The sequence below is a fragment of the Leptolyngbya sp. GB1-A1 genome, assembly GCF_039962475.1.
In the GTDB taxonomy this organism is placed as follows: domain Bacteria; phylum Cyanobacteriota; class Cyanobacteriia; order Elainellales; family Elainellaceae; genus Leptolyngbya_A.
Map to the genome: position 1 here is coordinate 92,124 of NZ_JAMPLI010000017.1, position 25,626 is coordinate 117,749.

General features: G+C 46.4%; 19 protein-coding genes and 1 pseudogene. 9 read left to right on the forward strand and 11 right to left on the reverse strand.

The features are described from left to right. Positions 1–177: 177 nt before the first annotated feature. Positions 178–744: an NAD(P)H-dependent oxidoreductase gene (locus NDI45_RS16985; RefSeq protein WP_348248033.1), complete on the reverse strand. Its 567-nt coding sequence runs from the start codon at positions 742–744 to the stop codon at positions 178–180. A 63-nt stretch (positions 745–807) separates the two neighbouring features. Here NDI45_RS16985 and NDI45_RS16990 point away from each other — a divergent pair, with 63 nt between their 5' ends. Further along, complete coding sequence (locus tag NDI45_RS16990; protein WP_348248034.1) at positions 808–1,728, forward strand: LysR family transcriptional regulator; 921 nt, start codon at positions 808–810, stop codon at positions 1,726–1,728. A 28-nt stretch (positions 1,729–1,756) separates the two neighbouring features. On the opposite strand, the gene NDI45_RS16995 is transcribed toward NDI45_RS16990, so the two are convergent. Continuing rightward, positions 1,757–2,011: a hypothetical protein gene (locus tag NDI45_RS16995; RefSeq protein ID WP_348248035.1), complete on the reverse strand. Its 255-nt coding sequence runs from the start codon at positions 2,009–2,011 to the stop codon at positions 1,757–1,759. Between the two features lie 420 nt (positions 2,012–2,431). Between NDI45_RS16995 and NDI45_RS17000 the strand changes: the two genes are divergently transcribed. From NDI45_RS17000 to NDI45_RS17015, 4 genes are all read left to right on the forward strand, one after another. Beyond that, complete coding sequence (locus NDI45_RS17000; protein WP_348248036.1) at positions 2,432–4,417, forward strand: alpha/beta fold hydrolase; 1,986 nt, start codon at positions 2,432–2,434, stop codon at positions 4,415–4,417. 98 nt (positions 4,418–4,515) lie between these two features. Then, positions 4,516–5,703, forward strand: a complete 1,188-nt coding sequence (locus NDI45_RS17005; protein ID WP_348248037.1) for an ABC exporter membrane fusion protein — start codon at positions 4,516–4,518, stop codon at positions 5,701–5,703. Continuing rightward, positions 5,700–6,857: an ABC transporter permease DevC gene (gene devC / locus NDI45_RS17010; RefSeq protein WP_348248038.1), complete on the forward strand. Its 1,158-nt coding sequence runs from the start codon at positions 5,700–5,702 to the stop codon at positions 6,855–6,857. Before NDI45_RS17005 ends, devC begins: the two co-directional genes overlap by 4 nt. A gap of 39 nt (positions 6,858–6,896) precedes the next feature. Beyond that, positions 6,897–7,649 (forward strand): DevA family ABC transporter ATP-binding protein, encoded by a 753-nt coding sequence (locus NDI45_RS17015; protein WP_348248039.1) that lies wholly within the window; start codon positions 6,897–6,899, stop codon positions 7,647–7,649. 210 nt (positions 7,650–7,859) lie between these two features. Here the strand turns inward: NDI45_RS17015 and NDI45_RS17020 are convergent, their stop codons facing one another. After that, positions 7,860–9,107: an amidohydrolase family protein gene (locus tag NDI45_RS17020; protein WP_348248040.1), complete on the reverse strand. Its 1,248-nt coding sequence runs from the start codon at positions 9,105–9,107 to the stop codon at positions 7,860–7,862. A 56-nt stretch (positions 9,108–9,163) separates the two neighbouring features. Next, positions 9,164–10,099, reverse strand: coding sequence for a 2-oxoglutarate and iron-dependent oxygenase domain-containing protein (locus tag NDI45_RS17025; RefSeq protein ID WP_348248041.1), 936 nt, complete (start codon positions 10,097–10,099; stop codon positions 9,164–9,166). Between the two features lie 221 nt (positions 10,100–10,320). On the opposite strand from NDI45_RS17025, the gene NDI45_RS17030 reads away from it, so the two are divergent. The 3 genes from NDI45_RS17030 to NDI45_RS17040 are packed head-to-tail and all read left to right on the forward strand — an operon-like array spanning position 10,321 to position 14,909. Beyond that, on the forward strand, positions 10,321–11,544 hold the full coding sequence (locus NDI45_RS17030; protein ID WP_348248042.1) for an ABC transporter substrate-binding protein: 1,224 nt from the start codon (positions 10,321–10,323) through the stop codon (positions 11,542–11,544). 14 nt (positions 11,545–11,558) lie between these two features. Continuing rightward, complete coding sequence (locus NDI45_RS17035; protein WP_190793574.1) at positions 11,559–12,428, forward strand: branched-chain amino acid ABC transporter permease; 870 nt, start codon at positions 11,559–11,561, stop codon at positions 12,426–12,428. Between the two features lie 3 nt (positions 12,429–12,431). Continuing rightward, entirely contained in the window at positions 12,432–14,909 is a 2,478-nt protein-coding gene (locus NDI45_RS17040) for an ATP-binding cassette domain-containing protein (protein WP_348248043.1), read from the forward strand. A 32-nt stretch (positions 14,910–14,941) separates the two neighbouring features. Here the strand turns inward: NDI45_RS17040 and NDI45_RS17045 are convergent, their stop codons facing one another. The 3 genes and pseudogenes from NDI45_RS17045 to NDI45_RS17055 form a co-directional block, all read right to left on the reverse strand. After that, positions 14,942–15,631: a GntR family transcriptional regulator gene (locus NDI45_RS17045; RefSeq protein ID WP_348248044.1), complete on the reverse strand. Its 690-nt coding sequence runs from the start codon at positions 15,629–15,631 to the stop codon at positions 14,942–14,944. Between the two features lie 373 nt (positions 15,632–16,004). After that, on the reverse strand, positions 16,005–16,970 hold the full coding sequence (locus NDI45_RS17050) for a hypothetical protein (RefSeq protein ID WP_348248045.1): 966 nt from the start codon (positions 16,968–16,970) through the stop codon (positions 16,005–16,007). 459 nt (positions 16,971–17,429) lie between these two features. Then, positions 17,430–17,639: pseudogene (locus tag NDI45_RS17055) on the reverse strand (peptidoglycan-binding domain-containing protein); the annotation flags it as partial. A 683-nt stretch (positions 17,640–18,322) separates the two neighbouring features. Between NDI45_RS17055 and NDI45_RS17060 the strand changes: the two are divergent. Then, positions 18,323–22,108 carry an NB-ARC domain-containing protein gene (locus tag NDI45_RS17060; protein ID WP_348248046.1) on the forward strand — a complete coding sequence of 1,262 codons (3,786 nt, stop codon included), beginning with the start codon at positions 18,323–18,325 and terminating at the stop codon, positions 22,106–22,108. Positions 22,109–22,139: 31 nt separating this feature from the next. Here NDI45_RS17060 and NDI45_RS17065 read toward each other — a convergent pair whose 3' ends face one another. The 4 genes from NDI45_RS17065 to NDI45_RS17080 all read right to left on the reverse strand — a co-directional run. Continuing rightward, positions 22,140–22,949 carry a hypothetical protein gene (locus NDI45_RS17065; RefSeq protein ID WP_348248047.1) on the reverse strand — a complete coding sequence of 270 codons (810 nt, stop codon included), beginning with the start codon at positions 22,947–22,949 and terminating at the stop codon, positions 22,140–22,142. A gap of 111 nt (positions 22,950–23,060) precedes the next feature. Next, positions 23,061–23,750 carry a hypothetical protein gene (locus tag NDI45_RS17070; RefSeq protein WP_348248048.1) on the reverse strand — a complete coding sequence of 230 codons (690 nt, stop codon included), beginning with the start codon at positions 23,748–23,750 and terminating at the stop codon, positions 23,061–23,063. A gap of 19 nt (positions 23,751–23,769) precedes the next feature. Next, the gene (locus NDI45_RS17075) at positions 23,770–24,915 is read right to left on the reverse strand and encodes a cyclic nucleotide-binding domain-containing protein (RefSeq protein ID WP_348248049.1); all 1,146 of its coding nucleotides are present in this window, start codon (positions 24,913–24,915) and stop codon (positions 23,770–23,772) included. Positions 24,916–25,444: 529 nt separating this feature from the next. Beyond that, on the reverse strand, positions 25,445–25,626 hold a 182-nt coding region (locus NDI45_RS17080), incomplete at its 5' end, for a transposase family protein (protein ID WP_348248050.1).

Consider the following 25,626-nt stretch of genomic DNA (forward strand, 5'->3'; position numbering starts at 1 on the left):
TTTAGCAGCATCCTACTGAGCATTGTCTATCTACCGGCAGCAATCCGCCATATTATTCTTAGAACAAAACTAAGAAACTATTTGTTAATCAAAGGATTCACGAAAGGTTTGATGGCAAGCAGGGCAGCGATCGCATTGATGCTTAATTATTTTGGTGAAATACTCAAAAGAAGCCTTTTAACTTGCAACATACTTTTGCAACAGGTGTTGATATCGCTTAGCTTCCTCAAACACTTGCTCATCTGTAATCGTTTCGGCAATTCCTAATTCTTTGGGCAAGAATCCATGAATAGCAACGGGAGTTTTGTAGCTCATGCCGCAATAATTAGCGGTTTGTTGAATCGGTCGCAAAAATTCACTGATCGTGAAGTTGACCGCACCCCCAGCAATATACATCGCTGATGTTCCCCCGGTTGTTACAACTGGCATTAATTCTTTGCCTTGGAGCGCAGTTCCATTTGCTCCAAACGCAAACCCATAGGTCAACACGTCATCTATCCATTTTTTGAGCAGAGGTGGCACTGAATACCATTGCAACGGGTACTGAAACACAACCAAATCGTGATGTCGCAATAATTCTTGTTCAACTTGGACATCAATCTGCCAATTTGGGTATCGCTCATAAAGATTGTGAATTTTGACAGAAGGCAGCATTTGAACGGCTTCTATCAATGCCTTATTGCCTCTAGATTCTGCAAAATTTGGATGCGCCAAAACGACCAACACTTTTTTCATGACTTGCATTGCCTTTGCTCTACAAATCCAAGATATTGGCAACCCTGTTATATTGTCTAATAAATAATTAGGATGAGGGTCATCACTGACGTGAATTATAACCAGTTTGATCTCAACCTGCTAAATGTCTTTGATGCCGTGATGACAGAACTCAATGTGACACGGGCAGCAGCCCGATTGAATATGACCCAGCCTGCGGTTAGCAATGCGCTTAAACGCTTACGTCACTTGCTGAATGATGAGTTGTTTAGCAAAGTTCCTACTGGAGTTAGCCCAACTCCAAAAGCCCTCGAAATTTGGCAACCTCTTGGTGAGGCACTCAACCAAATTCGCCAAACGCTTGAGCCGATCGATTTTGACCCCGCCACAGAGATGGCTACCTTTACGATCGCCTTGAACGATTTTAGTACAGCTTTAATCTTGCCTCGGTTAATTGCAGTTCTCGAAGCGGTTGCCCCCAATATTAATCTGCGAACAATCCCTAACACTCACATCAACGCTTCAATGTTATTAGAACAAGCAGAAATTGATATTGCAATCGGGGTACTTCCAAGCCTACCTCCACGCTTGCGATCGCAAACCTTATTAACCTCTTCCTGGGTCTGCGCAATGCGGCGTGATCATCCGCTTGCAAGAAAAAAGCTGACACTCGATCGCTATGCTCAAGCAAAACATTTACTAGTGACGCTAACTGGAGAAGCCACCGGAATAATCGACCCATTGCTGCAAGAGCGAGGGCTAAATCGGCGCATCGGACTTACCGTAAATCAGTTTTCTGTTGCACCTCAAATTCTGGTGAATTCTGATCTCATTGCAGTTTTGCCAACACGGGTTATTCAATTAAGCGCAATTGCCGCTCAGCTTCATTTGACAGCCGTTCCCATCGAGATCAGCCCCACATCTATAAAGATGATGTGGCATGAACGAAGCCAAGGAAATACATCACAGGTGTGGTTCAGAACACAACTAGCTGAGGTCTGCTCACACCTTTAGTCCTTTCACCAATGACGAAACTCTGAATCTAGACTGTTTTCCAAATCATCTTAGTAATTGCTAAGCCAGCATAACGACCCCGTTCATCCACCGTCAAAACTTTTGAGTCTCGCCGATCGTCTTGTAGCGCAACCACCATCGTAGAACTTGAAACACGATATCGATAAGCACTTCGATAAAGTTGAAGGGGATGCCGCGCTTTGCAGCGAAACAGCCCATACCCTAGATTTGTCGCACGCTTCAGGCGAGTGATGGGAGCCGAGCCGCCATGAGGGCAATGCATAAGACGTGAGCTAGGCAAAGGATTGAGGATAGTAGCCAGTCTATCAAGGCAGGACTTCTGTTCTCAAGGGGTGTACCCAGTTCTGACAATTTCGTTCGCTCCTACCCCTACAAACCAACACTGGAGCTAAGAACGGTTTTGGAACGCTTTGAGAACGGTTCTGGAACGCTGCGATCGCTAACTTAAGTTCAGTTGGTCAGTAGCTGGGCGAAATTCAACAACGGATGAATTTGGGGGTGGAGGAAGCTGTGTCCCTACCTTAAGGCATCGCCCCAGACCCCAGCTCCATCTAGGCAAAATGTGTCACCTGAGCATCTCAAAACTTTAGCTTGATTACGTCTAATCATGGTCACAAAACTGATAAAGAAATACGGGCGAAACAATAAACGGTGGCTCATTCACTGGTGCCGCATACCGCCCATGATGAAGTCAGGTCTTATGCTACTGGCGATCGCATCCCTCATCTCGCTAGTCATTGTCGGAACTGATCATGCCCCGCATTTTTTTCAGGGTTGGCAAAATTCAAGCAACAAAGGTACTGTACCTCGTGCTGCTGAAATTGCTCGTTCAACAAAAGTTCAACCTGTTGCACCATCTATCGTTGGCTATCATTCAACTACGCTCACCATTCACGATCGTCAGGGAAACCCAATCCGCTCGTTAACGGATGGTAATCTCATTTCACTTACGGTAGAAATCCCGCAGAAGGCCAATCAGGCAACTCCAGTCACCTTTGAACTGGATTCTCCTGGAAAACGAGTTGCAGGCTGTACGATTTTGCAGGGAAGCAAAAGCTGTAAAACAGAGCCATTCACGGCATTGGGATGGTACTGGTCGCGTGGAAATCCTACACCTAATCGCCATCTCTACGCCAAATCCGATGTGTTCCCGCAAACAGGAATGACAGCAGTGCAGGTGGCCCCTCGCCCTGTTGTGTTGGTGCATGGCTTCTTATCCAGTGCCAGTAATGCCTGGAGTGCTTATACGGGTGCTAACGGAAGGCTAAGTTCGATTGGGCTTTCGGGTTATGCGGTAGGGGATGGTCAAGCAGAGGGAGTCTTGTCCATTGGTGATTTGAAGTCACCAACCAAACGGACGAACACGATCGCTGAAAATGCCCAAGTTCTGAAACAGTATATTGCTGGCATTAAACAAAAAACAGGGTCCGAGCAAGTAGATCTCATTGCTCATAGCATGGGTGGCTTGATCTCACGCTATTACATCGATCGCCTGATGGAAGAACGCGACGTAGCTCAATTGATTATGGTTGCATCTCCTCACGGGGGCTCAAACTGTGCGAATTTACCAGCCGCACTCGGCTTTTATCTGCCTGCAACGCTGGAGCTACGTCCCACTTATATAAACCATATCTTTAACCCGCAAATTACCCATCGACGTGGTGTTCCTTTCTACCTATTTGCAGGAAATCCGATTATTGAGGCGTTCAAAGCACCCTGCACCAACGTCCCCAGCGATCTGGTCGTTGACCTCAGCAGTGTGGCAACGATCGGTCAACCCCTGGTCGAGCTGCCCTATCTCCATATCGCGATGAATCGGTCACAAGAGGTTTTTAGAACCTTTGTTGAACCACTGCTTAAACATGAAGTGGATGAGTTTCCAGTTGAACCCGATCCACCCGCGACAAACGATAGTACTAAATTGGCTCAATTCACAAAGATCTTTACTGGACACGTTGCCGCAGGTGATCGCAAGCGCGTTACGATTCATCTCGATCAAGTCACAATCGCCAGCTTTTCACTCTTTGATCCCACGCGATCGCTTCAGGTTATTGTGCGGGGCGCAAGCGGCAAGGTGATTCCCTTGAGTGCAGACAAACATGGGTACATCACTGTTAATGATCCAACGAGCCTGATTTATTTAGGATACGGATTTAAGAACCCCAAGCCAGGACCCTGGAATGTAACGTTAGTAACCACCGCTAAAACACCAGCAACTGGCGCAGATTACGCGATCGCCGCAAAAGTGGTGGGTGATGCTGCTTTACAAGCTCAAGTGAGCCATCTTTCCCCCAAAATTAACGAACCTATCACGCTTTCAGCCAGCTTGGCTCTCGTCAATCAACCACTCAAAACGGCTGAGATCGAAGCAACCATTCGCCAGCCAGACGGCCACTCAGAAACCTTGAAGTTAACAGGAAACACAGAGAAGCAAGTAACCTGGAGACCTTTTAAGCCAGGCACCTATGGCATTGATGTTGCAGCACGCGACTTCACCCTGGACGGCAAACTCATTGAACGAACTACATTTCTGGCGGTTGAAGTTCAGCCCTCTTTTAGTAAAGGCTGGTGGAGCCTTATCAGCCTCATTGCAGCGTTTGGAATTGGAATACGGCTGCTCATAGTTCAGGGCAGAAGAAAGAAACGGAGGGAAATGAGAAATCAGTAATGGTGCAGAGATGAACTCCACACCTCCTTGTTCACAACCTATTTGTGAACGCCTTGATGACTAATGATTAATTGCTTAACTGATCAACAGGAGACACTATGCAACAAACAAGCTCAGATCAATCCTCTCTGTTTCCCCGTGTCCATTGGGCGATCGCTATAGGTGTCAGTTCAGCAATCATAATGGCTGCTGGAACCATGTACTATACGCAATCTCAATCCACCTCCACATCACCCTCTCTCGTGGAGACAGCTACACAACCTACAAAAGTCAATGCATTGGGACGACTAGAACCGCAAGGAGAAGTCATTCAAGTCTCTGAGCCGTCCGGGCAGGGTGGTGCTTATCGAATTGATGAACTATGGGCTAAAGTGGGTGATCGCGTTAATGCAGGTCAGATTATTGCTATTTTAGATTCTCGCGATCGCTTGCAAAGTGAGTTAGGTGAGGCTCAGGAGCAGGTCAAGGTGGCTCAGGCAAGGTTAAACCAAGTCAAAGCAGGCGCACAGCAAGGAGAGATTGCAGCCCAACAAGCCACCATTGCTCGATTAGAAGCACAGCTTAATGGAGAAATGGAGACTCAACGCGCCACGATCGCCCGCTTTGAGGCAGAGCTGCAAAATGCAGATGTGGAATATCAACGTCATCGAGACCTGCATCAAAATGGAGCGATTTCTGCATCTGTGCTAGACAGCAAATCACTCGTGCTAAAAACAGCTCAACAACGGGTTAATGAAGCACGAGCCGCACTCGATCGCACGATTCAAACCCTACAACAACAGATTCAGGAATCAAAAGCCACATTGGGTCAGATTGCTGAAGTTCGTCCAACTGATATTGCTGCTGCCCAAGCTGAAGTGAATCGAGCGATCGCAGCTACAGCAAGGGCACAAGCACAATTAAATCATGCATTTATTCGTGCTCCTAAAGCAGGTCGTATTCTTCGAATTCACACTCATATCGGAGAAGCAGTCAGCCCAGAAGGCATTGTGGAATTAGGGAACACCGAGCAAATGTATGCGGTTGCTGAAGTGTATGAAGGAGATATTGGCAAAGTTCGGGTTGGTCAAGCTGCAATCGTTACAGCCGATTCAATCAAAGAACCGCTGCATGGAACCGTTGAGCAGCTCGGTTGGACGATCGCCAAACAGGATGTTCTCAATAGCGATCCAACCGCCACAACCGATGCCAGAATCGTTGAGGTCAAAATTCGATTGGACAAAGCATCCAGTGGACGTGTAGCACAATTGACCAATTTACAAGTTGCTGTGGAGATTAGGCAATGAAAAAGCGATCGATTCCCCTCGCCTGGCTTCAGCTAATCCGTCAGAAAGGACGATTTTTTGTTGCCTTATCTGGAATTGCGTTTGCCGACATTCTCATGTTGATGCAGCTTGGATTTGAGTCTGCCCTGTATGACAGTAATACTCGCTTACACCAAAATCTCAATGCAGATGTTGTTCTGATCAGTCCCCAGGCTCGCAATTTAGCAAACATGGCAACCTTCTCCCGTCGTCGTTTGTTTCAAGCTGCCAGCTTGCCGGAAGTGGAATCAGCAACTCCTCTGTATGTTGCTTTTGCAGATTGGAAAAATCCGCAAACCCGCAGCCAAAATGCCATTTTACTGCTTGGCTTTGACCTGGAAAAACCCGCATTTAACCTGCCGGAAATCAATCAAAATTTAGGTACCCTTCAACAAGCGGATACCTTACTATTTGACCGTTCATCGCGGGGAGACTACAAACAGGCGATCGCTCGTATTGGTCAGGGTGAAACCGTCAGTACTGAGATTAAAGGACGCACAATTCACCTGAAAGGACTATTTACGGTTGGTTCTTCCTTCGCGGCAGACGGCAGCTTGATGACCAGCGATCAAAACTTTCTACGAATTGTGTCGCAACGTCAAGCAGGTGAAGTTAGCGTTGGCTTGATTACTCTTGCACTGAATGCCAATCCAAATGCCGTGGTTACTGCATTAAAATCCCGCCTGCCGCACGATGTCCGAGTTCTCACTCGTGCAGAATTTATTGAGTTTGAAGAAGGGTATTGGCGTAGAAATACCGCGATCGGATTTATTTTTGCCCTGGGAACCTTGATGGGATTTATGGTAGGCGTGATCATCGTGTACCAAATTTTGTATAGCGATGTCAGCGATCACATGGCAGAATACGCCACGCTGAAAGCGATGGGTTACCGCAATCTTTACTTACTGGGTGTTGTCCTGCAAGAAGCCCTGCTCCTAGCGGTCTTAGGCTACATTCCCGGAAACTTAATTGCGATCGGGCTTTATTCATTGACCCGTAATGCGACAAATTTGCCAATTTACATGACCTTGTCTCGCACGATTTACGTATTGCTGCTCACGATCATTATGTGCGTGATGTCAGGAGCGGTTGCAGTCCGAAAATTGCGATTGGCAGATCCAGCAGATATTTTCTAACTCCTTCTTAATTACTTTCTAACTTCTTCCTGATTACTCATGCAGACTCTTGATTCGCTTAAACCTAAACAATGTACAGCACTAAATGCCGTCATCTCGATCGCAGAATTGAATCATTTTTTTGGTCAAGGTCAACTCCGAAAGCAAGTCTTGTTTAATATCAATTTAACAATTAATGCAGGTGAAATTGTGATTATGACTGGACCTTCTGGCTCAGGAAAAACAACCCTGCTGAGTATGATCGGCGGATTGCGATCGCCTCAGTCAGGAAGTTTAAAGCTCCTCAATCAGGAACTCTGTGGAGCAAGCCAGAAACAACTCATTCAGTCTCGACGTAGCATTGGCTATATCTTCCAAGCCCATAACTTATTAAATAGTTTGACCGCATTGCAAAACGTACAGATGTCATTGCAATTGCACCATCATCTGTCTCCTGAGGAAGAAGGAACAAAAGCAGCTGAAATGCTGGAAGCGGTTGGGCTAGGGCATCGCCTGCACTACTATCCGGATGACTTATCAGGAGGGCAAAAGCAGCGGGTAGCGATCGCCCGTGCTTTAGTGAGCCATCCTAAGATTGTGCTGGCAGATGAACCAACGGCTGCGTTAGATAGTAAGTCGGGGCGAGATGTCGTGAATTTGATGCAAAAACTGGCAAAAGAGCAGGGCTGCACGATTTTGATGGTGACTCATGATAACCGAATCTTAGATATTGCCGATCGCATTGTCCACATGGAGGATGGTCATCTTACCTCAGACACACGAACCACGATGCACAGCACCAGCTACCAGTAAGTCGTTCAGCCTAAATACTACAATCCTTAACAGGATTTGAACGGGGTGCAGGAGTTCCTCCTTGTTCACAAACTGGCTGTGAACGCTGTGCAATTGAGTTGATGCGAGCAGACGGGTATATCAATTAGTTTGGGTCAAGGTCTGCCTGCCCCATTCCTCTTGCCCACCCATGACAGCACCCCCTGAACGATTACGTATCTTATCTCTTCCCTAAAGTGAAGTTGCCAGTACTTTGGGGGCAAACCACTGTTGTTCTACTTTACTTTGCACAATCACAATCCCGTTTTTAATAACGGTTCGTCCCATTGGTGCAGAACCGATCGCCTCACTGACTGAACGAACATTGAGTAGTACCAGATCTGCTAGATTACCGACTGCAATTCCATAATTTGGAATGGCGATCGCCTCTGCTGCCCGATTTGTCGCCAGCTCTAAGCAAAGCTGATGGCTCGATACGGTTCCTAAATGGAGTACCTGTGCCAGCAGGGTACAAAGCTTTAGTACGTCCCCATCGCCAAAAGGTGTGAATAGATTCAACACGTTGTTGGTTGCAAGCCCAACGCTAACTCCCAGCTCTGCTAAACAATGCACAGGAGCAATGCCCCGACGTACATTGTGGGTATCTTTGCGAGCCATCATGTACAGGTCAGTGGTAGGTAAAGCCAGAATTGAGATACCCGCATCGCGCATTGCAGGGGCAAGGGATTCTAATTTTAACGGCGTTAATGCCGCTAACTTGGTCATATGACCTAAACAGACTCGTCCTTGCCAACCCCGTTTAATCGTTTCTTCAATAACCAGTGGTAACAGTAACGGATCATCGTTATCCAAAAAGTCGAGATGGAAGTCAACATTGCAATTAAATTCTTGAGCCAGATCGAAGACAATTTCAATGTTCTTCTTGGGATCTGGATCAACATAGGGAGCAGAGCCGATCGCATCGCCACCCATTGCCAAGGCCTGGCGGAGTTGATTCACTAATCCGTCATGGTTTGTGATTCCTTCCTGAGCAAAAATAGCAAGTTGTAAGGTTATGCCCCAGGCGTAGGATTCTCGTAGAGGCAGAAGTGCCTGGATTGCATTCAGTCCAATCGTTGGATCAACTTCAACATGGGTTCGCATGGCGGTTGTACCAAAAGCGATCGCCCGTTCAATCAGTCGGCTTGCCCGGTTTTGAATATCCTCAACCGTAAATGCTTGCTTCAACCTCAGCGTTTCACGCAGGGCTTCGTCGAACGTCCCATCTAACGCCGGATAGCGATCGAGAATAAGGGCTTTATCGAGGTGAATGTGTCCATCTACTAGGCCTGGGATGAGTAAATTTCCCTGGGCATCTAATGTTTGGGTTGACGGGTTGGAAAGGGTTGGTGCAATGGCGGTGATGCGATCGCCCGTAATGCCGATATCCCAAATTCCAGTTTGCCCCGGAAGAGTAGCGTTAGTGATTTTTAGATCCATTAATGCACACCGATTGAAAGAGCAATGATTGCAAATAGAGGTCTTTTCTTGATCTGCTATGACTCGACTTGATAAGAAGCTTGCAGGCAATTGATCAAATGTTCACGAGTCGTTGTAGGGGGATAGAGAGGCGCATGTCCCGGTTGGCAACAGGGTTCTAGGCAAACGATTTCTGCATCAATGTTGGGGCGATAGAAAAATGTTGCAGAATAGCGCGATCGCCGTGCTGCTGGTTCAGGTGGAACTACCACTCGATGCTTGGTTGAGCGAAAAGCATCATTTGTCCAGCGTTCCATCAAATCCCCTGTATTCACAATAGCCGTACCGGGAATATAGGGAGCTGGAAGCCAAACCCCATCGTGGAGAATCTCCAATCCACCCACGTCATCCTGAAATAGAAGCGTAATCGTGCCATAGTCGGAATGGGCTCCGGCTCGAATTTGTCCAGGGATGACTGTTGCAGGAGCAGGTGGATAGTGGAGCAGCCTCACAGTGCTGTAATGCTGGTCATGGGTTGGCTCAAAAAAGGATTCTGGCAACCCCAAGGAGAGGGCAAAGGCTCCCATAATTTGCTGACAGACAGCTGTGCTTACTCTATAAAACTCCAATAGGGCCTGATTCAAGGTGAGTTGATTTGGTAGCCATTTTTCGTTAGCACGCGGCTGCAACAGCCCAATATTGTAGGCTTCCATCAAATCGCCTGCGTCACTAGGATCAAGATGTTGCATTTGCATCCCGATATATCCACAGTTGCATTCTGGACTGTCCCAGGGAATCTGATTTTTCACCTCAGTCGGCAGATCAAAAAACTGTTTGGATTCAGCGAACAGGCGATCGATCAAGGATTGTGACACCCCGTGGTTCTTTAGATACAAAAAGCCAACGTTGGTGCAGGCATGACGAATTTGATCTGCAACCTGTTGACGCGTGGAGCGATCGCCCGATTGGTACGCTGCGAAATCAATGACCGGAATTTGTTCAGTTGCTTGCATTGCAGCCCTACTCTCCTGCTCTACCGATTTGTGGCTGACCATACTCTCTCCCTGGCTCCCCTACCATTCCACGCGCAAAAAAACTCCATGCTCATGAGTACAACAGATTCATTCAAGATTTGGTATTACTGAACACAAGCTTGTATACAAGACTGTATTACTGTTGCTTCTGAGTTGAAACGCAGTTCACATTTCATTCAATAAAAGCAGGAAGGTTATCCATGTCGTTTTATCGATTTGGGCTACGTCGTCGCGATGTTTTGCGTGGAGCATTGGGGATGGGCGTGGCGATCGCAACATCCAAGCTTACCGGGTGTTCGTCTAAGCCATCCAGCACTGCTGAAGCGTCTTCAGAGCCGATCAAGATTGGTTTGGTTGCCGCCATTACCGGGGGTTCCGCCCTATCTGGTGAGTCAATTATCCGTGGATTGGCGATCGCGATTGATGAAATCAATCAAAAGGGTGGCATTCTGGGAGGGCGTTCCTTAGAACTGGTAACGCGAGATGATGAGTCTACCCCAGCCAGAGGTGTTGCAGCAGCACGTGAGTTAATTGAGCAGGAGAAGGTTGCTGCTGTGTTTGGTGGCATTGACTCCCCTGTCTCTATCGCAATGATGCCCGTTATCCACGAATTGCAAGTGCCCTATATGGGAGTGTGGGCTGCAGCAACCAAAATTACTCAGAATGGTCACGATCCCAACTTTGCGTTCCGGGTGTCTGCTAACGACAACATTGTCGATCGCTTCCTGATCAAGCATGTCAGCGAAGCCTACGGTAAACCCAAAGTCGGTTTGATGCTAGTCAATAACCCCTGGGGAGAATCGAACGAAGCAGGCTTTAAGCAGTGGGCACCTGAATACGGCGTAGAAGTTGGTGCAATTGAAAAGTTTAATGACACCGACACTGACATGTCAGCTCAACTGGCACGCCTTAAAGATGCTGGGGTAGGAGCTGTATTGCTGGTAGGGAACGCGGCACCCGGTGCACAGGTGATGAAGTCATTAACCCGAATTGGCTGGGATGTTCCGGTGGTGTCTCACTGGGGTATTTCTGGTGGACGCTTCCCCGAATTAGCAGGCAAAGCAGCCAGCAAAGTAGTGTTTGTGCAAACTCATAGCTTCTTCGGGGAACAGAATGCTACAGGTCAGAAAGTGATGACCGCGCTCAAAAACAAATACAAGTTGAATAGCCCTGGTGAAATTCTCGCCCCGGTCGGTACAGCAAATGCGTACGATGCAATGCATTTGACAGCGCTGGCGATCGAAACGGCTGGCAGTACGGAAGGCCCCAAAGTTCGGGAGGCGTTCTACAGCTTGCCAACTTACGAGGGATTGATCAAAACCTACAATCGCTCCTTTACGCCAGAAAATCATGATGCCCTGAATGAGGACGACTACATTCTGGTGCAGTGGAAAGGGAAGGAAATTGTTCCCGTCAGCGCATAAAGCTTTCATCTAATATGCTGCAACAACTTATTTTGTCGGGAATTGCGATCGGAAGCATGTATGGCTTGATTGCTCTGGGGTTTCAAGTTACCTATGCCGTTTCTAACACCATGAATTTCTCCCAGGGGGCATCCGTCATGCTGGGAGCTGTTCTCTGCTACATGCTCAACATCACCTGGGGCTGGAATTTTTGGATTGCTGCCCTGTTGACGCTACTCCTTTGTGCTGGAGTTGGGTTATTAATCGAGCGCTTTATCGTTCGTCCGTTTGCCAAGGGTGGCTCTAACTCCTGGTTATTGACCACGATCGCCATTGGCATCATTGCCGATAACGTGGCAATGGTCACCTTTGGTAAGGAAGTGCGGGCTTATCCCTCTGCCTTAGCGACCGATCCCGTGATGATTTTGGGTTTTGGCATCTTTCCCATTGAGCTACTGACGCCCGTCATTGGATTTGCAGTGGCACTTTTAGTACGCGTAATGTTTACTCAAACGCTGTTAGGCAAAGCCTTTCAAGCGGTCAGTGAGAATCACGACACCGCTCGCATTATGGGCATTCCTGTGGAGAAGATGATTGCCTTCTCCTTTGCCGTTTCCACTGTTTTAGCAGGTATCGCCGGAATCTTGATTGCCCCGGTTGCCAATGTCTCTGCCACGATGGGCACGTTGCTTGGCTTAAAAGCTTTTGCAGCCGCAATTATTGGAGGTTTGGCGAATCCCTGGGGAGTGATGCTGGCAGGCGTGTTTTATGGTGTGGTCGAATCAGTAGCAGCCGGGACGCTGGGCGGTAGTTATCGCGAAATTGTTGGGTTTGCGGTGGTCATTCTGGCATTGGCACTCAGACCAAACGGACTATTCGGACGGATGCAAGTGAAGAAGGTATAGGGAATGGGGATTCGTCGCGGGTTGGGAATTGGGTTGTTGGCAGTTGCAATTGTCGGAGCGATCGCCGCACCCAACACATACTACTTATTTCTGTTAGCCATGATTGCCATCACCACCATGGTGGGCGTAGGGCTAAATGTGCTGATTGGCTTGTCTGGACAAGTTTCGATCGGACATGCTGGATTTTTCGCCATCGGTGCCTATACGGGTTCCTTGATCATCACCAAGGCGGGGTGGAACTTCTGGTTAGCACTGGGTTTAGCGGGAATTACAGCCGCCGTCACGGGAGTTGCACTGGCAGCTCCTGCATTACGGGTAACGGGTCCTTATCTAGCAATGGTGACGATCGCCTTCGGAATCATTGTCGAACGAGTGTTAATTGAGTGGGTGTCTCTTACGGGTGGATTTGGCGGTATTTCAGTACCCAAGCCATCGCTGTTGGGATTGCAACCGAGTCTGCGATTGGTTGTGGTGCTGGCGATCGCCTGTGCTGCCCTGGCCGTCGTCACATTTACCTTTTTGAAACAACACTCCTGGGGTAAAGCTTTTCAAGCCGTTAAAGATGACGAAATTGCAGCCGTCTCAGTTGGATTAAACGTGTTGCAAATTCGGGTAGTCGCATTCGCGATATCTGCTGCACTGACAGGAATTGCAGGTGTTTTCTTTGCGTCTGCTGTAGGCTTTATTAGTCCTGATAGTTTTACTTTCTACCGTTCTATTTTATTTCTGCTCGTTGTTATTCTAGGCGGCTTGAATACCGCAGAAGGGGCAATTTTTGGAGCCGTTATTCTCGTTGTTCTTCCTGAATTTCTACATGACTTTGCCGACTATCAACTCATCGTCTTTGGATCACTCCTGATTCTAACGCTGTGGATTGCTCCCAATGGATTAGTCAGCCTGTTTACCGATCGCTTCAAACGTACTGCTCCTGTTTATCCTCTTAGCACTCCTCCTAGCGATATTCCGGCATTAATCGGGCATCACCAAGAGCGTTCCAGGCTCGAGGTTAGCCAGGCCGGCATTCGCTTTGGTGGTTTGCAAGCATTACAAAATGTTGATTTAACCGCTGAACCTGGCACCATTACAGCCGTCATCGGTCCAAATGGCGCAGGCAAAACAACTCTGTTGAACTTAATTAGCGGTTTCTACCGAACGCAGAGCGGCAACATTACGCTGGGAACAATCGATTTAACGAATCAATCAAGTTTGGCGATTGCCCATGCGGGGGTAACCCGTACCTTTCAATCCACTCGATTGTTCAACTCCCTTTCTGTGTTAGACAACCTGAGAGCTGCACGCTTCAGCCGCAAATTAGGCAACCCGCTCACCGCGTTAATGGGCATTGGGCGATTACGACAACCCGAGAAGAATTTGCTCGAGTTATTGGCATTTGTGGGTTATCAGGGAAACGTTTATTTAGAAGCAGCAAACCTACCCTTTGTCGATCGCCGTCTGGTAGAAATTGCTCGCGCTCTGGCAACATCTCCCCAGGTTCTACTGCTTGATGAACCCGCTGCCGGATTAAGTTCTGAAGATAAAAAATCGCTAGCAAAGTTAATTCGACGGATTGCCAGCACTGGCATTAAAGTGATTCTGATTGAACATGATATGGAGTTGGTCATGAGTCTCTCCGATCGCGTTCTGGTTCTGGATAGCGGGCAATTAATTTGTGCCGGAGAACCCAAGTTAGTTCAACAAGATGAGCGAGTGTTAGCTGCCTACTTAGGTGTTTCTGATCTGTCTTTACCTCGTTCTACTCACCCTGAACCCAATCCAGTTTTACAAATTCAAAATCTTGTGAGTGGCTACGGTTCGCTGCAAGTTCTCGATCAAATTTCGCTCACGGTGAATACTGGAGAATTAGTGGCAGTGATCGGTGCCAATGGTACTGGTAAAAGCACCCTCCTGAAGAGTATTTGCGGGCTACTTCAACCCTGGTCAGGCGACGTGAAATTTGCCGGAACTGATCTCAGAAAAATTCCTGCTCATCACATGACCGATCAAGGAATTGTGTTAGTTCCAGAAGGACGACAAATTTTTACCGAATTAAGCGTCTATGACAATATTCGATTAGGAGCATATCGTCGTCACGATCAAGAGGCAATTCAAGCTGATATCCAAGCTGTTCTCAAACGTTTTCCACGTCTACAGGAGCGACAACATCAACGAGCCGGATTGCTCTCTGGAGGAGAACAGCAAATGCTGGCGATCGCCCGTGGCTTAATGGCTCGTCCTAAAGTGTTGCTGCTAGATGAACCGTCGCTGGGATTAGCTCCTAAACTTGTATCTGCACTGTATGAAACGCTAGCAGAATTACGAGATGAAGGGATGACCATTCTGCTCGTTGATCAAATGGCAAAACTAGCACTCTCAGTAGCCGATTATGCTTATCTACTTGAAGGGGGTCGAATCATTCAATCTGGTAGCGCAACCGAAATGCAACAAGATCCCACGATCGCTCACGCCTATTTAGGCGGTTAATGAGTAGGTATCCATCACTAAAACTCACAAAACTACCCCATATACAATCGAGCAATTCCTTCTTTGATAACATTAACAACCTGTTCGCGGCGAACTTCAACATGAGAAGACATGCATTTTGCCGCCATCTCAATCTCGTGTTCTTTTATTGCTTTCAAAATTTCCCGATGATGCTTACAGGTATCATTGCGTTTGTCAAAATCTTCCATAAAAATCTGACGAATGAAATGGATTCGCGTATTGATACTTTGTAAAGTATGAAGTAGTTCAGTATTGCGTGAGAGAAGTGCCAATTGCTCGTGAAACTGTTCATCAAAATGAACGCATTCGGCAGGTGTATAGGTATCAAACTTATCCGATACACCCTCCCAAAAGTTAGCTAAGCCAGTTATCTCATCCTCTGTTGCGCGTTCGATCGCCAATTTAGTGCTAATAACCTCTAAGCCACAGCGCATTTCGTAGAGGTCATAAATGAGTTTAGCATTGAGCGATCTTCCCAGAAAACCTCGACGAGGCACAAAGTCAAGTAGGTCTTCTGCGACTAAGCGATTGAGGACTTCTCTTAGCGGTGTGCGACTAACACCCAGCGATGTAGCCAGCTCAACCTCATTTAAAGGTTCTCCTGGACGAAACCGATAATTGATCGCCATTTGCTTCAGCTGATCATAAATTCGTTGAACGCTACTTCCTTGTTTTGTGTTTTTGGAAGTTTTACCAGCCATTGAATTACCTTACTTGAATAGATTAACTTCCAAAAGTTTCTTGTTTATTGCTGCGAAGGTAGAGTGGCGAAGAACGTTCACACATCAACAGTTAATAGAATCTCCATTACATTCAGATAAAATAGCTGTAACTCAAAAAGCAATTATTTCATAACACAACGAAACAGAACCTTGTGAGTATTTATTTATACAAAAACGACTCCAGAAAAATAGGATGGTTTTTGTATACAAGCAAGTATGCAACGTAAAATACATACCTGTATTTCATAAAGATAGCACGAAACTTTTGAGCTTCATTCTCATCCTTACATAGCTCTGTTTATTTCTGTTAGCTACTTAAAAGCTAGTATGTGAAGGACAGGAAAAAATAGCCTCAAACGGTACCAGGGGCGTTTGTCCCCTCTGCTATGGAGACGTTTGTTCTATCTGATCTTAGAGCAGCTATAGCTTTAATTTCGCCCTTGACTTCATTTATGCATTTCTTCACTTGATTGAAAACTTCAACATCGAGCTGCTCCCCTTTCTTAATTACAAAGTAGTCTCCACCTTCCGGGGACTTAGACTTGCTTTTTATTGTTTGCTCTAGTATCTTGAAAGGCGCAGTAATTTTGTCTCCTATTTGTTTATCAATCCCTTTAACTTCATTCAATGGCTTCCATACTTCATTAAAGTCATTTTGCTTTAAAGCAACATTCTTATCCTTTGAAAACTTCAAAACATTGGGTTCTTCTTCGACAGTCTCTGAACCTTCTCTCAGTTTTTTCTCGACCTCTCCTAGCTTTGTTGAAACATTTTCCAATTCCCCAAGAATTAATCGAGCGCTCTGCTTTAACTTTGCCTGCCTCAACGGTTCTTGTACAATTTCTTTTTCTCTCTCAGCTACAGCTACAGACACAGCATTCCGTTGTTCAGCAATGACTGTTCTAATGCGTTCTTGTAAAGCAATAAAGATAGCAGTACCTGCTGAACCAGCGACTACCGACATACCAAATAGAGCAAAGATACTAGCAGGATTCAAGAACACTATTGCTGCAGGAGCAGCTAGACCTCCAACACCTAATCTTGCGAGGATACCTAAATCATATAAGTCTTTAGGTTGGGCATCGCGAGTGCCAGTATCAGCAGCTCTCAAAGCCCACTCATCGTTACTCGGCCTGTGGGGCAACTCAATGTTGCCGTTTAGATTAATTAATTCTGCAACAAACCCTCCTAGGATTCCGGCACCAATAGTTATACCAAGTACTATCCAGAATTGATTGTAATTTTTTTGTGTATTTAACCCATTAAGTACACCTACTTCACGCTTGATAGGTACGACGTTTCCTTTATCGTCATTCATGTATTCAACGACATCTCCTTCCCTAAAGGAAGGGCTTGATGTAGGAGAGGAAGTAGGGCTTGAAGGATTTTGGCAATATGCGGCTGTAACAAACAGACTCGTAGACAAAACTAATCCTAAAAACGTGCCTATTCTATATTTCATGGTCTGAAGAGTCTAATTCTTTTGCTTGTAATGTCACTGAATTATATAAGAGTCAAGACTGCTCAAAGCAGTGCAGAGAAAGATGTTCAAAGCAAATTTTCAGGTGATGTTTTCATTAAATTCCCCAGCTTTACTCCTAACTAAAACTGAATTGATTAATTGAGTGAAACTCATTAGATATTGAGACGTACGTAGCTCAGATTGAAGTACGAAGCCCAAGGAATAAGCAGATGAATGTTGCGAATATGTAGTATGAGCGATCGCTCTTCATTAGTCGAAGAATTAAAGAGTGATCGCCATGCTCAAAAACCTTTATCAAGCGACTGGTAAGCCACCGAAATCAGTTAGGCCAACAACATCAAGCTTTGCAAGCGTTTTAGGACTGACCTTTCCATCAACCAAAGTTGGAGGGAATCCCTCAACTTCTTGAAAGTCCTTTACTGTCCTTTCCGTTTTTACTCCAAAAATTCCATCTAGTTCACCTGGATCAAATCCTTTATCTTTCAAAAGCTTTTGAATTCTGAAAACGTCCGGACCTTCATCATCTCGCTTGACTCCTGGTTATGGATCATCTGCGCCTTTTCACTCGCTTTGCAAATCAAACTGACGACCGTGCTGTAAGCCCGTTTGCTGATACGGCTTATACCCTGCAAGCGATTGCTCTCACAATGCGATTGCAAAATTAGGATGCATTTCTTCGGGACTGACTTGGCGACGGTAATAGAGGGTGGCGAAGGTTTCGGTGAAGGTTTGGTGGCAGGCAGGACATTGGAAGCGTTGGATGCCCTTACGAGTCCGATCGTGTTAATAGACTTTGCCATGGTCGCAGAAGGGACGGCCCATCGCAAACATACCATCACGACAACGCTTCTATTCTACCTGCCCACACTTGTTCGGTGCACAACCCACCTCACCACTATTAATCGGACATCTGCATTAGCCTTGAATAATTCATGCTTCACAACCCAAATGTGATTCGATCGCCTTTCGGTTGGTAGTCCTAAGGTAAGGGATCAGCACTTGCATTGACACCTAACGCACATTAGGAATCGAGTGGGGCTTAACCCAGAAATCACATTGGTATAAACTACAACATCTCGAATTAAGGGTAAGAAGTTGTATATGTAAAGTTTTTCAGGAAATTTACTGATGGTTGAGGTAATTAGGTAATTATTGATTGTTCCCTAGCACATCTACTCTCGCTTGTTATGCCATCCTCTTCCAGCCCCCAAGAGGAGAAATTTCTCGACGCTGCTCAGGTTTGGGACTTAGAGCAGCTATATGCTGACTTAGCCGCTATTAAACAAAAGCCACTGTCTTCAACAGAACGAATTTGTTTGCGAGGATTGCTTTGTGGTCTTGACCCCAATGGAATTGCTGCTTCACTACACCGCCAAGCACAAGGGCTGCGAGTCGATCTGACACGGGGATTGTATCGTTATGTTGCAGCGATCACCGCAGGACAGGTAAAAAATTGGCGAGATGTTGCTGTGTTATTGGAGCGGCAGGGTTACAAGCGAAACGATGGAGGTCTGCCGAATACGGCAACTACTCAACCCTCTTTAGTCTCGTTACCCTCGGTTCCGACACTGACCCATGACTGGGGGGATGCTCCTGATGTGCGCGTTTTCTTTGGACGTACTGAAAAACTGGAACAATTAGAACAGTGGATTGTGCAAGACCGCTGCCGTATTGTCAGTATCTTGGGCATGGCAGGAGTGGGCAAAACTCGGCTGTCGCTCAAGCTGGGTGCAGGCGGCATCGGCAAAACGGATTTGTCATTGAAACTCGCGCAGGGAATTCAAGACCAATTTCAGTTTGTGATCTGGCGATCGCTCCTCAATGCCCCACCACTACCTAACCTGCTCACCGAGCTGGTCCAATTTCTCGCTCAACAGCAGGAAGCGCCCCTATCAAACGATCTCGGTGCAGGCATCTCAAAGTTATTGCATTACCTGAAAGCTCACCGTTGCTTGCTGATTCTCGATAATGCCGAGACGATCTTGCAAGGAGGAACCTCGGCTGGGCACTACCGAGAAGGGTATGAAGGATATGGGCAATTGTTCCAGCAGTTAGGAACCGTGCCCCATCAAAGTTGTCTATTGCTCACCAGTCGAGAAAAGCATAAAGAGATTGCTCAATTAGAGGGAAAAGCGCGCCCCGTGCGATCGCTCAATCTGGATGGGCTGAGTGTTGCAGAGGGAATCAAAATTTTTTCTGAGATTGGTAACTTCTCCGGTTCTGATGCTGAGTGGCAGACCTTGATTGAGCTTTACAATGGCAATCCCTTAGCATTGGAACTGGCAGCCAAGCATATCGATGAAGTCTTCTGTGGCAACATTTCTGAGTTTCTCAAAGAAGGGCATCCCATTTTTCAAGATTTGCGAGAGCTGTTGGATTGGCATTTCGATCGCCTATCCGACAACGAACAAGAATTAGTCAATTGGTTTACCATCAACCGGGAGTTGCTAGCTCCAGCAGAACTCAAGGAAGACGTCCTCACTCCTGCGGATCGGGAACAGGTGGCAGCGACCCTGCAATCGCTCCAGCGACGACTCCCCTTAGAACGAAGCGGCAATAGCTTCACCCTGCAACCTGTCCTGATTGAGTATGTGACCGAACGACTGATTAAACAGGTGTGCCAGGAGATTCAAACTGGAAGTCTCTGGCTGCTTAGTCGTTATGCACTGCTTAAGGCAGTTGCCAAAGAATATGTGCGAGACAATCAAAGCCGCTTAATTCTCAAACCGATTTTGGAGAGAGCGATCGCCACCCTTGGCAGCCGAGAAAAACTTGAAGCACAACTACAGCAGCTTCTAGCTCAATTGCAAAAAAGACTACCTGTTGGATCTGGATATGCAGCCGGAAACCTTATCAATCTTCTGTGCCACTTGCAAACCGACTTAACTGGGTATGACTTTTCTCGTCTGACCATTCTGCAAGCGTATCTGCAAGGTGTGAATTTGCGGCAGGTCAGCTTTGCTCACTGTAAATTTGTCAAGTCTGTTTTTACTCAAACCTTTGGTGGTGTTCTATCGGTCACTTATAGCTCAGATGGAGCCTACTTAATCACGGGAGATAGCAACGGTGACATTCACCTTTGGGATACCGCGAGTGGCAACAAGCGGATGACCTGTAGAGGTCATAAAAGCTGGGTTTGGGCAGTTACCTCTAGTCCGGATGGTAGGCTGCTTGCTAGTGCTAGTGATGATAACTCAGTCAAGCTATGGGATATGGAGACGGGAAACTGTCTTCAGACGCTATCAGGACACACCTCAGCCGCTAATGCGGTTGCTTTTAGTCCTAATGGGCATTTGCTAGCAAGCAGTAGCCAGGACGCTACGATCCGTCTGTGGCACGTTAATTCGTCCCTCCAGCGATCAAAAGAGCAAATCGCTCAACCGTTTTGCACCCTGCAAGGATTAACTCAGCGGGTTTGGTCGATCGCCTTCAGTCCTGATGGTCAAACCCTAGCCAGTGGTTCAGAAGACCATCACATTCACCTGTGGAATATCACGACTGGGAACTGCTACCAGACGCTTCAAGGACATTCCGGTTGGGTACGATCGGTTGCCTTTGATGCGAATGGACAATTGCTGGCAAGCGCCAGTTCTGATGGCACGCTGAAGCTATGGGACCTGGAGCAAGGAACTTGCCTTAAAACCTTTCAGGGACATACCCAAGAGGTGACCACTGCCATTTTTAGCCCAGATGGTCAATCTCTAGCGAGCTGTAGCCATGACCAGATCATTAAGCTCTGGGACATTGAGACTGGACAGTGCATTAAGACGTTACAGGGGCATAGCAACCGGATTTGGTCGATCGCCTTTAGCCCCAATGGTCAATCCTTAGCGAGCGGCGGGGATGATCATGCCATTAAAGTCTGGGATGTCAGAACAGGGCAATGTATCAAAACCTGGAAGGGTCATACGAACGAAATCCTTTGTCTAGCATTGCATACTGAACATGCGTTGATGGCGACGGGTCATGAGGATGAAACCATCAAGCTTTGGGATCTCAAAACAGGTCAAGTCATTAAAACCTTACGAGGACATCGCGATCGAGTTTGGGCAGTGGCATTTTCCCCTCAATCCACTGACACAGATGCGAACGAGCTAAATCAAGCGATTTTAGTGAGTGGCAGTGGAGATAACACCATCAAAGTATGGGATTGGAAGACAGGGCAGTGTTTGCAAACCTTCGAGGGACATACAAGTTGGATCTGGTCTCTCGCGTTTAGCCCCAACAGCAGGCAATTAGTGAGCGGTAGCTATGATGCCACCGTCAAGCTCTGGGATATAGAAACCGGCAACTGTCTAAAAACGTTGGAGGGACATCAGAGTTCAGTCGTTGGTGTCGCGTTTAGCCCAGATGGACGACAGGTTGCCAGCAGTAGTTTTGATGCCATGATTAAACTCTGGGACGTTGAAACAGGACACTGCACTCAGACCTTACAGGAGCATGAAAACAGCGTTTGGCAAGTTGCATTTAGCCCAGATGGCACGACTCTCGCAAGTTGTAGTTATGACAAGACCGTTAAAGTGTGGGATATGACGACGGGTAAATGTAAATACACCTTTGAGGGACACACGGCACCTGTGGGTGCGCTTGCCTTCAGTCCGGATGGAGGATATCTGGCGAGCGGTAGCTTTGATCAAACCATAAAACTGTGGAATCTTGAAACTGGAGAATACGTGCAAACCCTTGAGGGACATCAAGGAATTATTCTTTCTATCCAGTTTTATATTCGATCTTGCCTTGCTGAAGACAAGGAAACAAACTTACCTGGCAAGATGCAGAACAATGATTTGATTCTGTTGAGCGGCAGCTTTGATGAAACCATTAAATTCTGGAATGTAGAAACTGGTAGATGCCTTCAGACGTTGAGAGTGCCGCGTCCCTATGAAGGAATGAACATCGCAGGGATTAGCGGCTTAACACAAGCAGAAACGGTAACTCTCAAAGCATTGGGAGCGATCGAAGAGACACGATGAGATTTAGACATATTTGTCCCTAGCGATCGTCTCACCCCAAATCATCCCAATCAATCACTTTGAAGGCAACGAGGTAATCCTGTCCGTTGTGTACTTTAGCAGTGACCCGCTTTTTATTAACTCGGTCGAGAGAAACTGAGATCTTTCCAGCGTTTTGAGCATTGACAAATGAAATTTCTGCCTCGAATTGGCTACTAAAGTTTGAGTCAGATTCAAAAATCACATTGTACTGGTTAGCGAGAAGAATTTGATCCACGATGTAGTTGTTATCAATGTCTATTCCAAGGCTTGGCTCAATTAAGTTGTCATCCCCGTCAACAAGTTTGTAAAGCCTGCTTAAGTAATCCGTTGAAATATACTGCATTTTGGCTGATTCTAGCTCTACTGTGATACTGACCATCCGCGAGTAGTCCACATCTAGGAAAACAGGTATGCTCGGAAAATTACCAATTCCTGATTTAATGCTTTTTCGCCGTTCAGTGCTAATTCTCAAACTAGCGAATTTTATTTCTAGTACAATCGATTCTCCGTTGTCCAGATTGAGTTTGTCTCGACGCAGTTCGATCGCGTCACGGATCAACTTGGGTGTTGCCATATGGTATGGCGCGGGATAATACGAAAAGAGACCTCCATCAAACTCTTCAACGACTGATCCTAAAAGGCTTGCGCCTCCTCCATTACTATCTGTTTCTTGAGGAGTAATCAAAAACCACATCTTACCGAAGCCGGAGATTAAGTTGCGTGACCAATAAAAGTTTGATGAAGGCATCACTAAACTTCTCTTAATCAGGGTTGGGGTGGGGGCTTGTCTTAAGATAAGAAATCGCTTTGCTGCCGTCACCTAACCGTGATTAGGGATCTAACTCACGAAGACAGCAGCAAAGCAGATGAAACTGTAAACAGCAGGCTCTCTAGCGGAGATACAGTGGCGAAATAACCAAAGAATATCACACTACTTCAAAGCAACAGGAGTTGTACCTTTTACTGAAGGTTTGCTGAATGCGATCGCTAGAGGATCAGTTCCAAAAGCCCAGTCCACCATCCGAAGATACAGCGTTGCTCCTATTTCTGCACCTTCTTGCAAGTCCTCCAGGTTAGTGCTGTCAAGTTCTATATTCTTGAGTACACTAATAATCCAATCTCCATGTGGAAGTTCTTCATGCAGATGAATCTGGATGAACCGAGACGTACGTTCATTGATGAAGGGTGCTTTCTTCAGCAAGCGTTTGACCACAATGCTACCACCTGAACCCAAGTTTTCTAGAACGCAAGTCGCCCCCAATCGGATAAAAGGACGAGAATAGATGACGGAGTCAAAGTATGCCCACCATAATTTCACATTCAGTGGAATAGACAGCATCGGCTGACCGAGATTCTCAATATCCTTGCTGGCAATGCGATAGTGCATTTCTTCTTCTAGCCCAAATGCCACCAGGAAATCTCGCAATTTTCCTTTCGTCGCCAAATCAGGGTGACTGGCTGCAATGAAGAAATGTCTCTGTACATCTTTTGTAAGATGAAACTGCATTGAGAGGTATCGAACATATTGCTCAAGCGTTAAACCGCCTGAAGTCTCAACGGTCTCTAACTTGTGACGAAAAATCTCTTGGGCTTTGCTAACAATGCGAAGAACCATGTCCATTGATTGCACTCCTTTAAGTCTAAGCGGTTAAGAATTGATTACGAGTGATGTCTGCAAGTTGATTTGCTTCAGGAACATACTTTTTGCAAATCCAGCGAGACGCATTAAAGAAAAACTGACACATTGATTCGGGTGACGTTTTCATTGCTTTCATGATCGTTTGGACGGGCAAGACCAAAACTTCGACATCTGTTGTGGCGATCGCCTGTTCTGGGGAAGGTAGTTGGGTAAACAATGTTGTTTCTCCAAAGGTTTGATAGGAATTTAACAACGTCTTTGAACCGTTGTCCGCGTTACTGACCTCAACCACACCAGAAAGCACCAGAAAGACGGCATTGGCGATATCTCCATTTCTCAGAAGAGTTTCCCCCGCTTTTGCACAATAAAAGAAGCTGGATTTTAAGAGCTGTTGAATTCCTTGATCGGTTAGCCCTTGAAAAAGGTCAATTTTGGGATTCAATTGCTGATGCAGTTTTGCAATCCAAAATTCCCACACTTCATCTGCTGTACTTCTGCAAGTGTTAATTAGTTTTTTGTGTTCAGGAAATTCTTGATTGAACCAATCCTTTGCCGTTGAAGTGTTGCTGGCTTTACGAGCGACACGATAAAACGGGGAGTGGACTGCCCGCAGATGGTCAACATCTTCCATCAGTAAAACCATCGGAATTTGTAAACCAGCATCCTCGTCGAGGAAGTTATCGACGTAGCGACGATATCCCAGGTTTTCATAAAACGGAACGAGCCAAGGAGCCGCGTGAGAAAAGTCAAATTGCAGATTTCGGGTGCGGGCATCTCTGTAGAATTCCATGACAATCATGCCTAGTACCGAAGAATTTCGCCATTGTGGGGCGACCATTAAGCGGCTGCTAAATGAAAGCGTTTGGGTTGGGAATGCCGCCGTGAATTGATTGACTGCAAAGATCTGGCTGAGATTCTCAGGAAGTGAAGTAGAATCCAGCAGGTTTTTTCGCACGGTTGCTACAATCTCATCTTCAACTTTGATGTAAAGCAGCATTGCCGTGTCATCTAACTTATCCTTGAGAATCTTTTCAGCATGGTTGGCATATCGCAGGCTTTTTTTCATTTCCTCGATATACACGCTGTATCTAAATTGATAGATTGCTTGTTTCTCTTCAAGCGTTGTGGCAACTTGCACTTTTAACATTGGTGTCTCCTTCAATGCTTCATTAAGCGTTTGTCTTGTTTTCACAAGAATCGATCGAACCAGTCTTCAGGTTAGAAAACTAGAACTTCATCGACCGCTAACAGTTGATAGGAGATAGGGTTAGCAAGCCTAAATTACTTCAAACAAAGGTTAGGAAAAACGTTAGATGACTGGCGCTTTCAGAGCTTGTATGCCTTGGAAAGAATACGTTAGAACTCTTTTAGGAGCCTATGATGCATGATCAGTATTCAGCATTTCAATGAAGCTGCTGCGGAATGGGGTTTGGCAAGGCTGAGTGCTGATCTAGGCCAAGTGAAGCAAGCCTGTAGCGGTAGGCGCACAGCATTGACAAACATTGACGAAACTTGTTTGCGAGGATTGCTGTGTGGTTATAGTCCTACGAAATTGCGATCGCCCTCAATCGGGATATTACCGGGCTACGAGTCGATTTGTCGAGAGGACTGTATGAGTAAGTAGAGTTGTCGGGAAATAAGAACAGAGCTAGCCAATGCGACCTTTCAAGTTCTTCCTATGCCGCAGTCAGGTAGAAGTTCCATAATCCTGCTGCGGTTAGCATAAGGTGATCATCAAACTCCGTTTTTCGATTGCGATAGATAGCGCTCACCGCGTTGTAACGCTTGACTCCAGCAAACGCATTTTCACAGACCACTCGCGATTGACTTAAGGCTCGATTCTCCTCCTTTTGCTGCG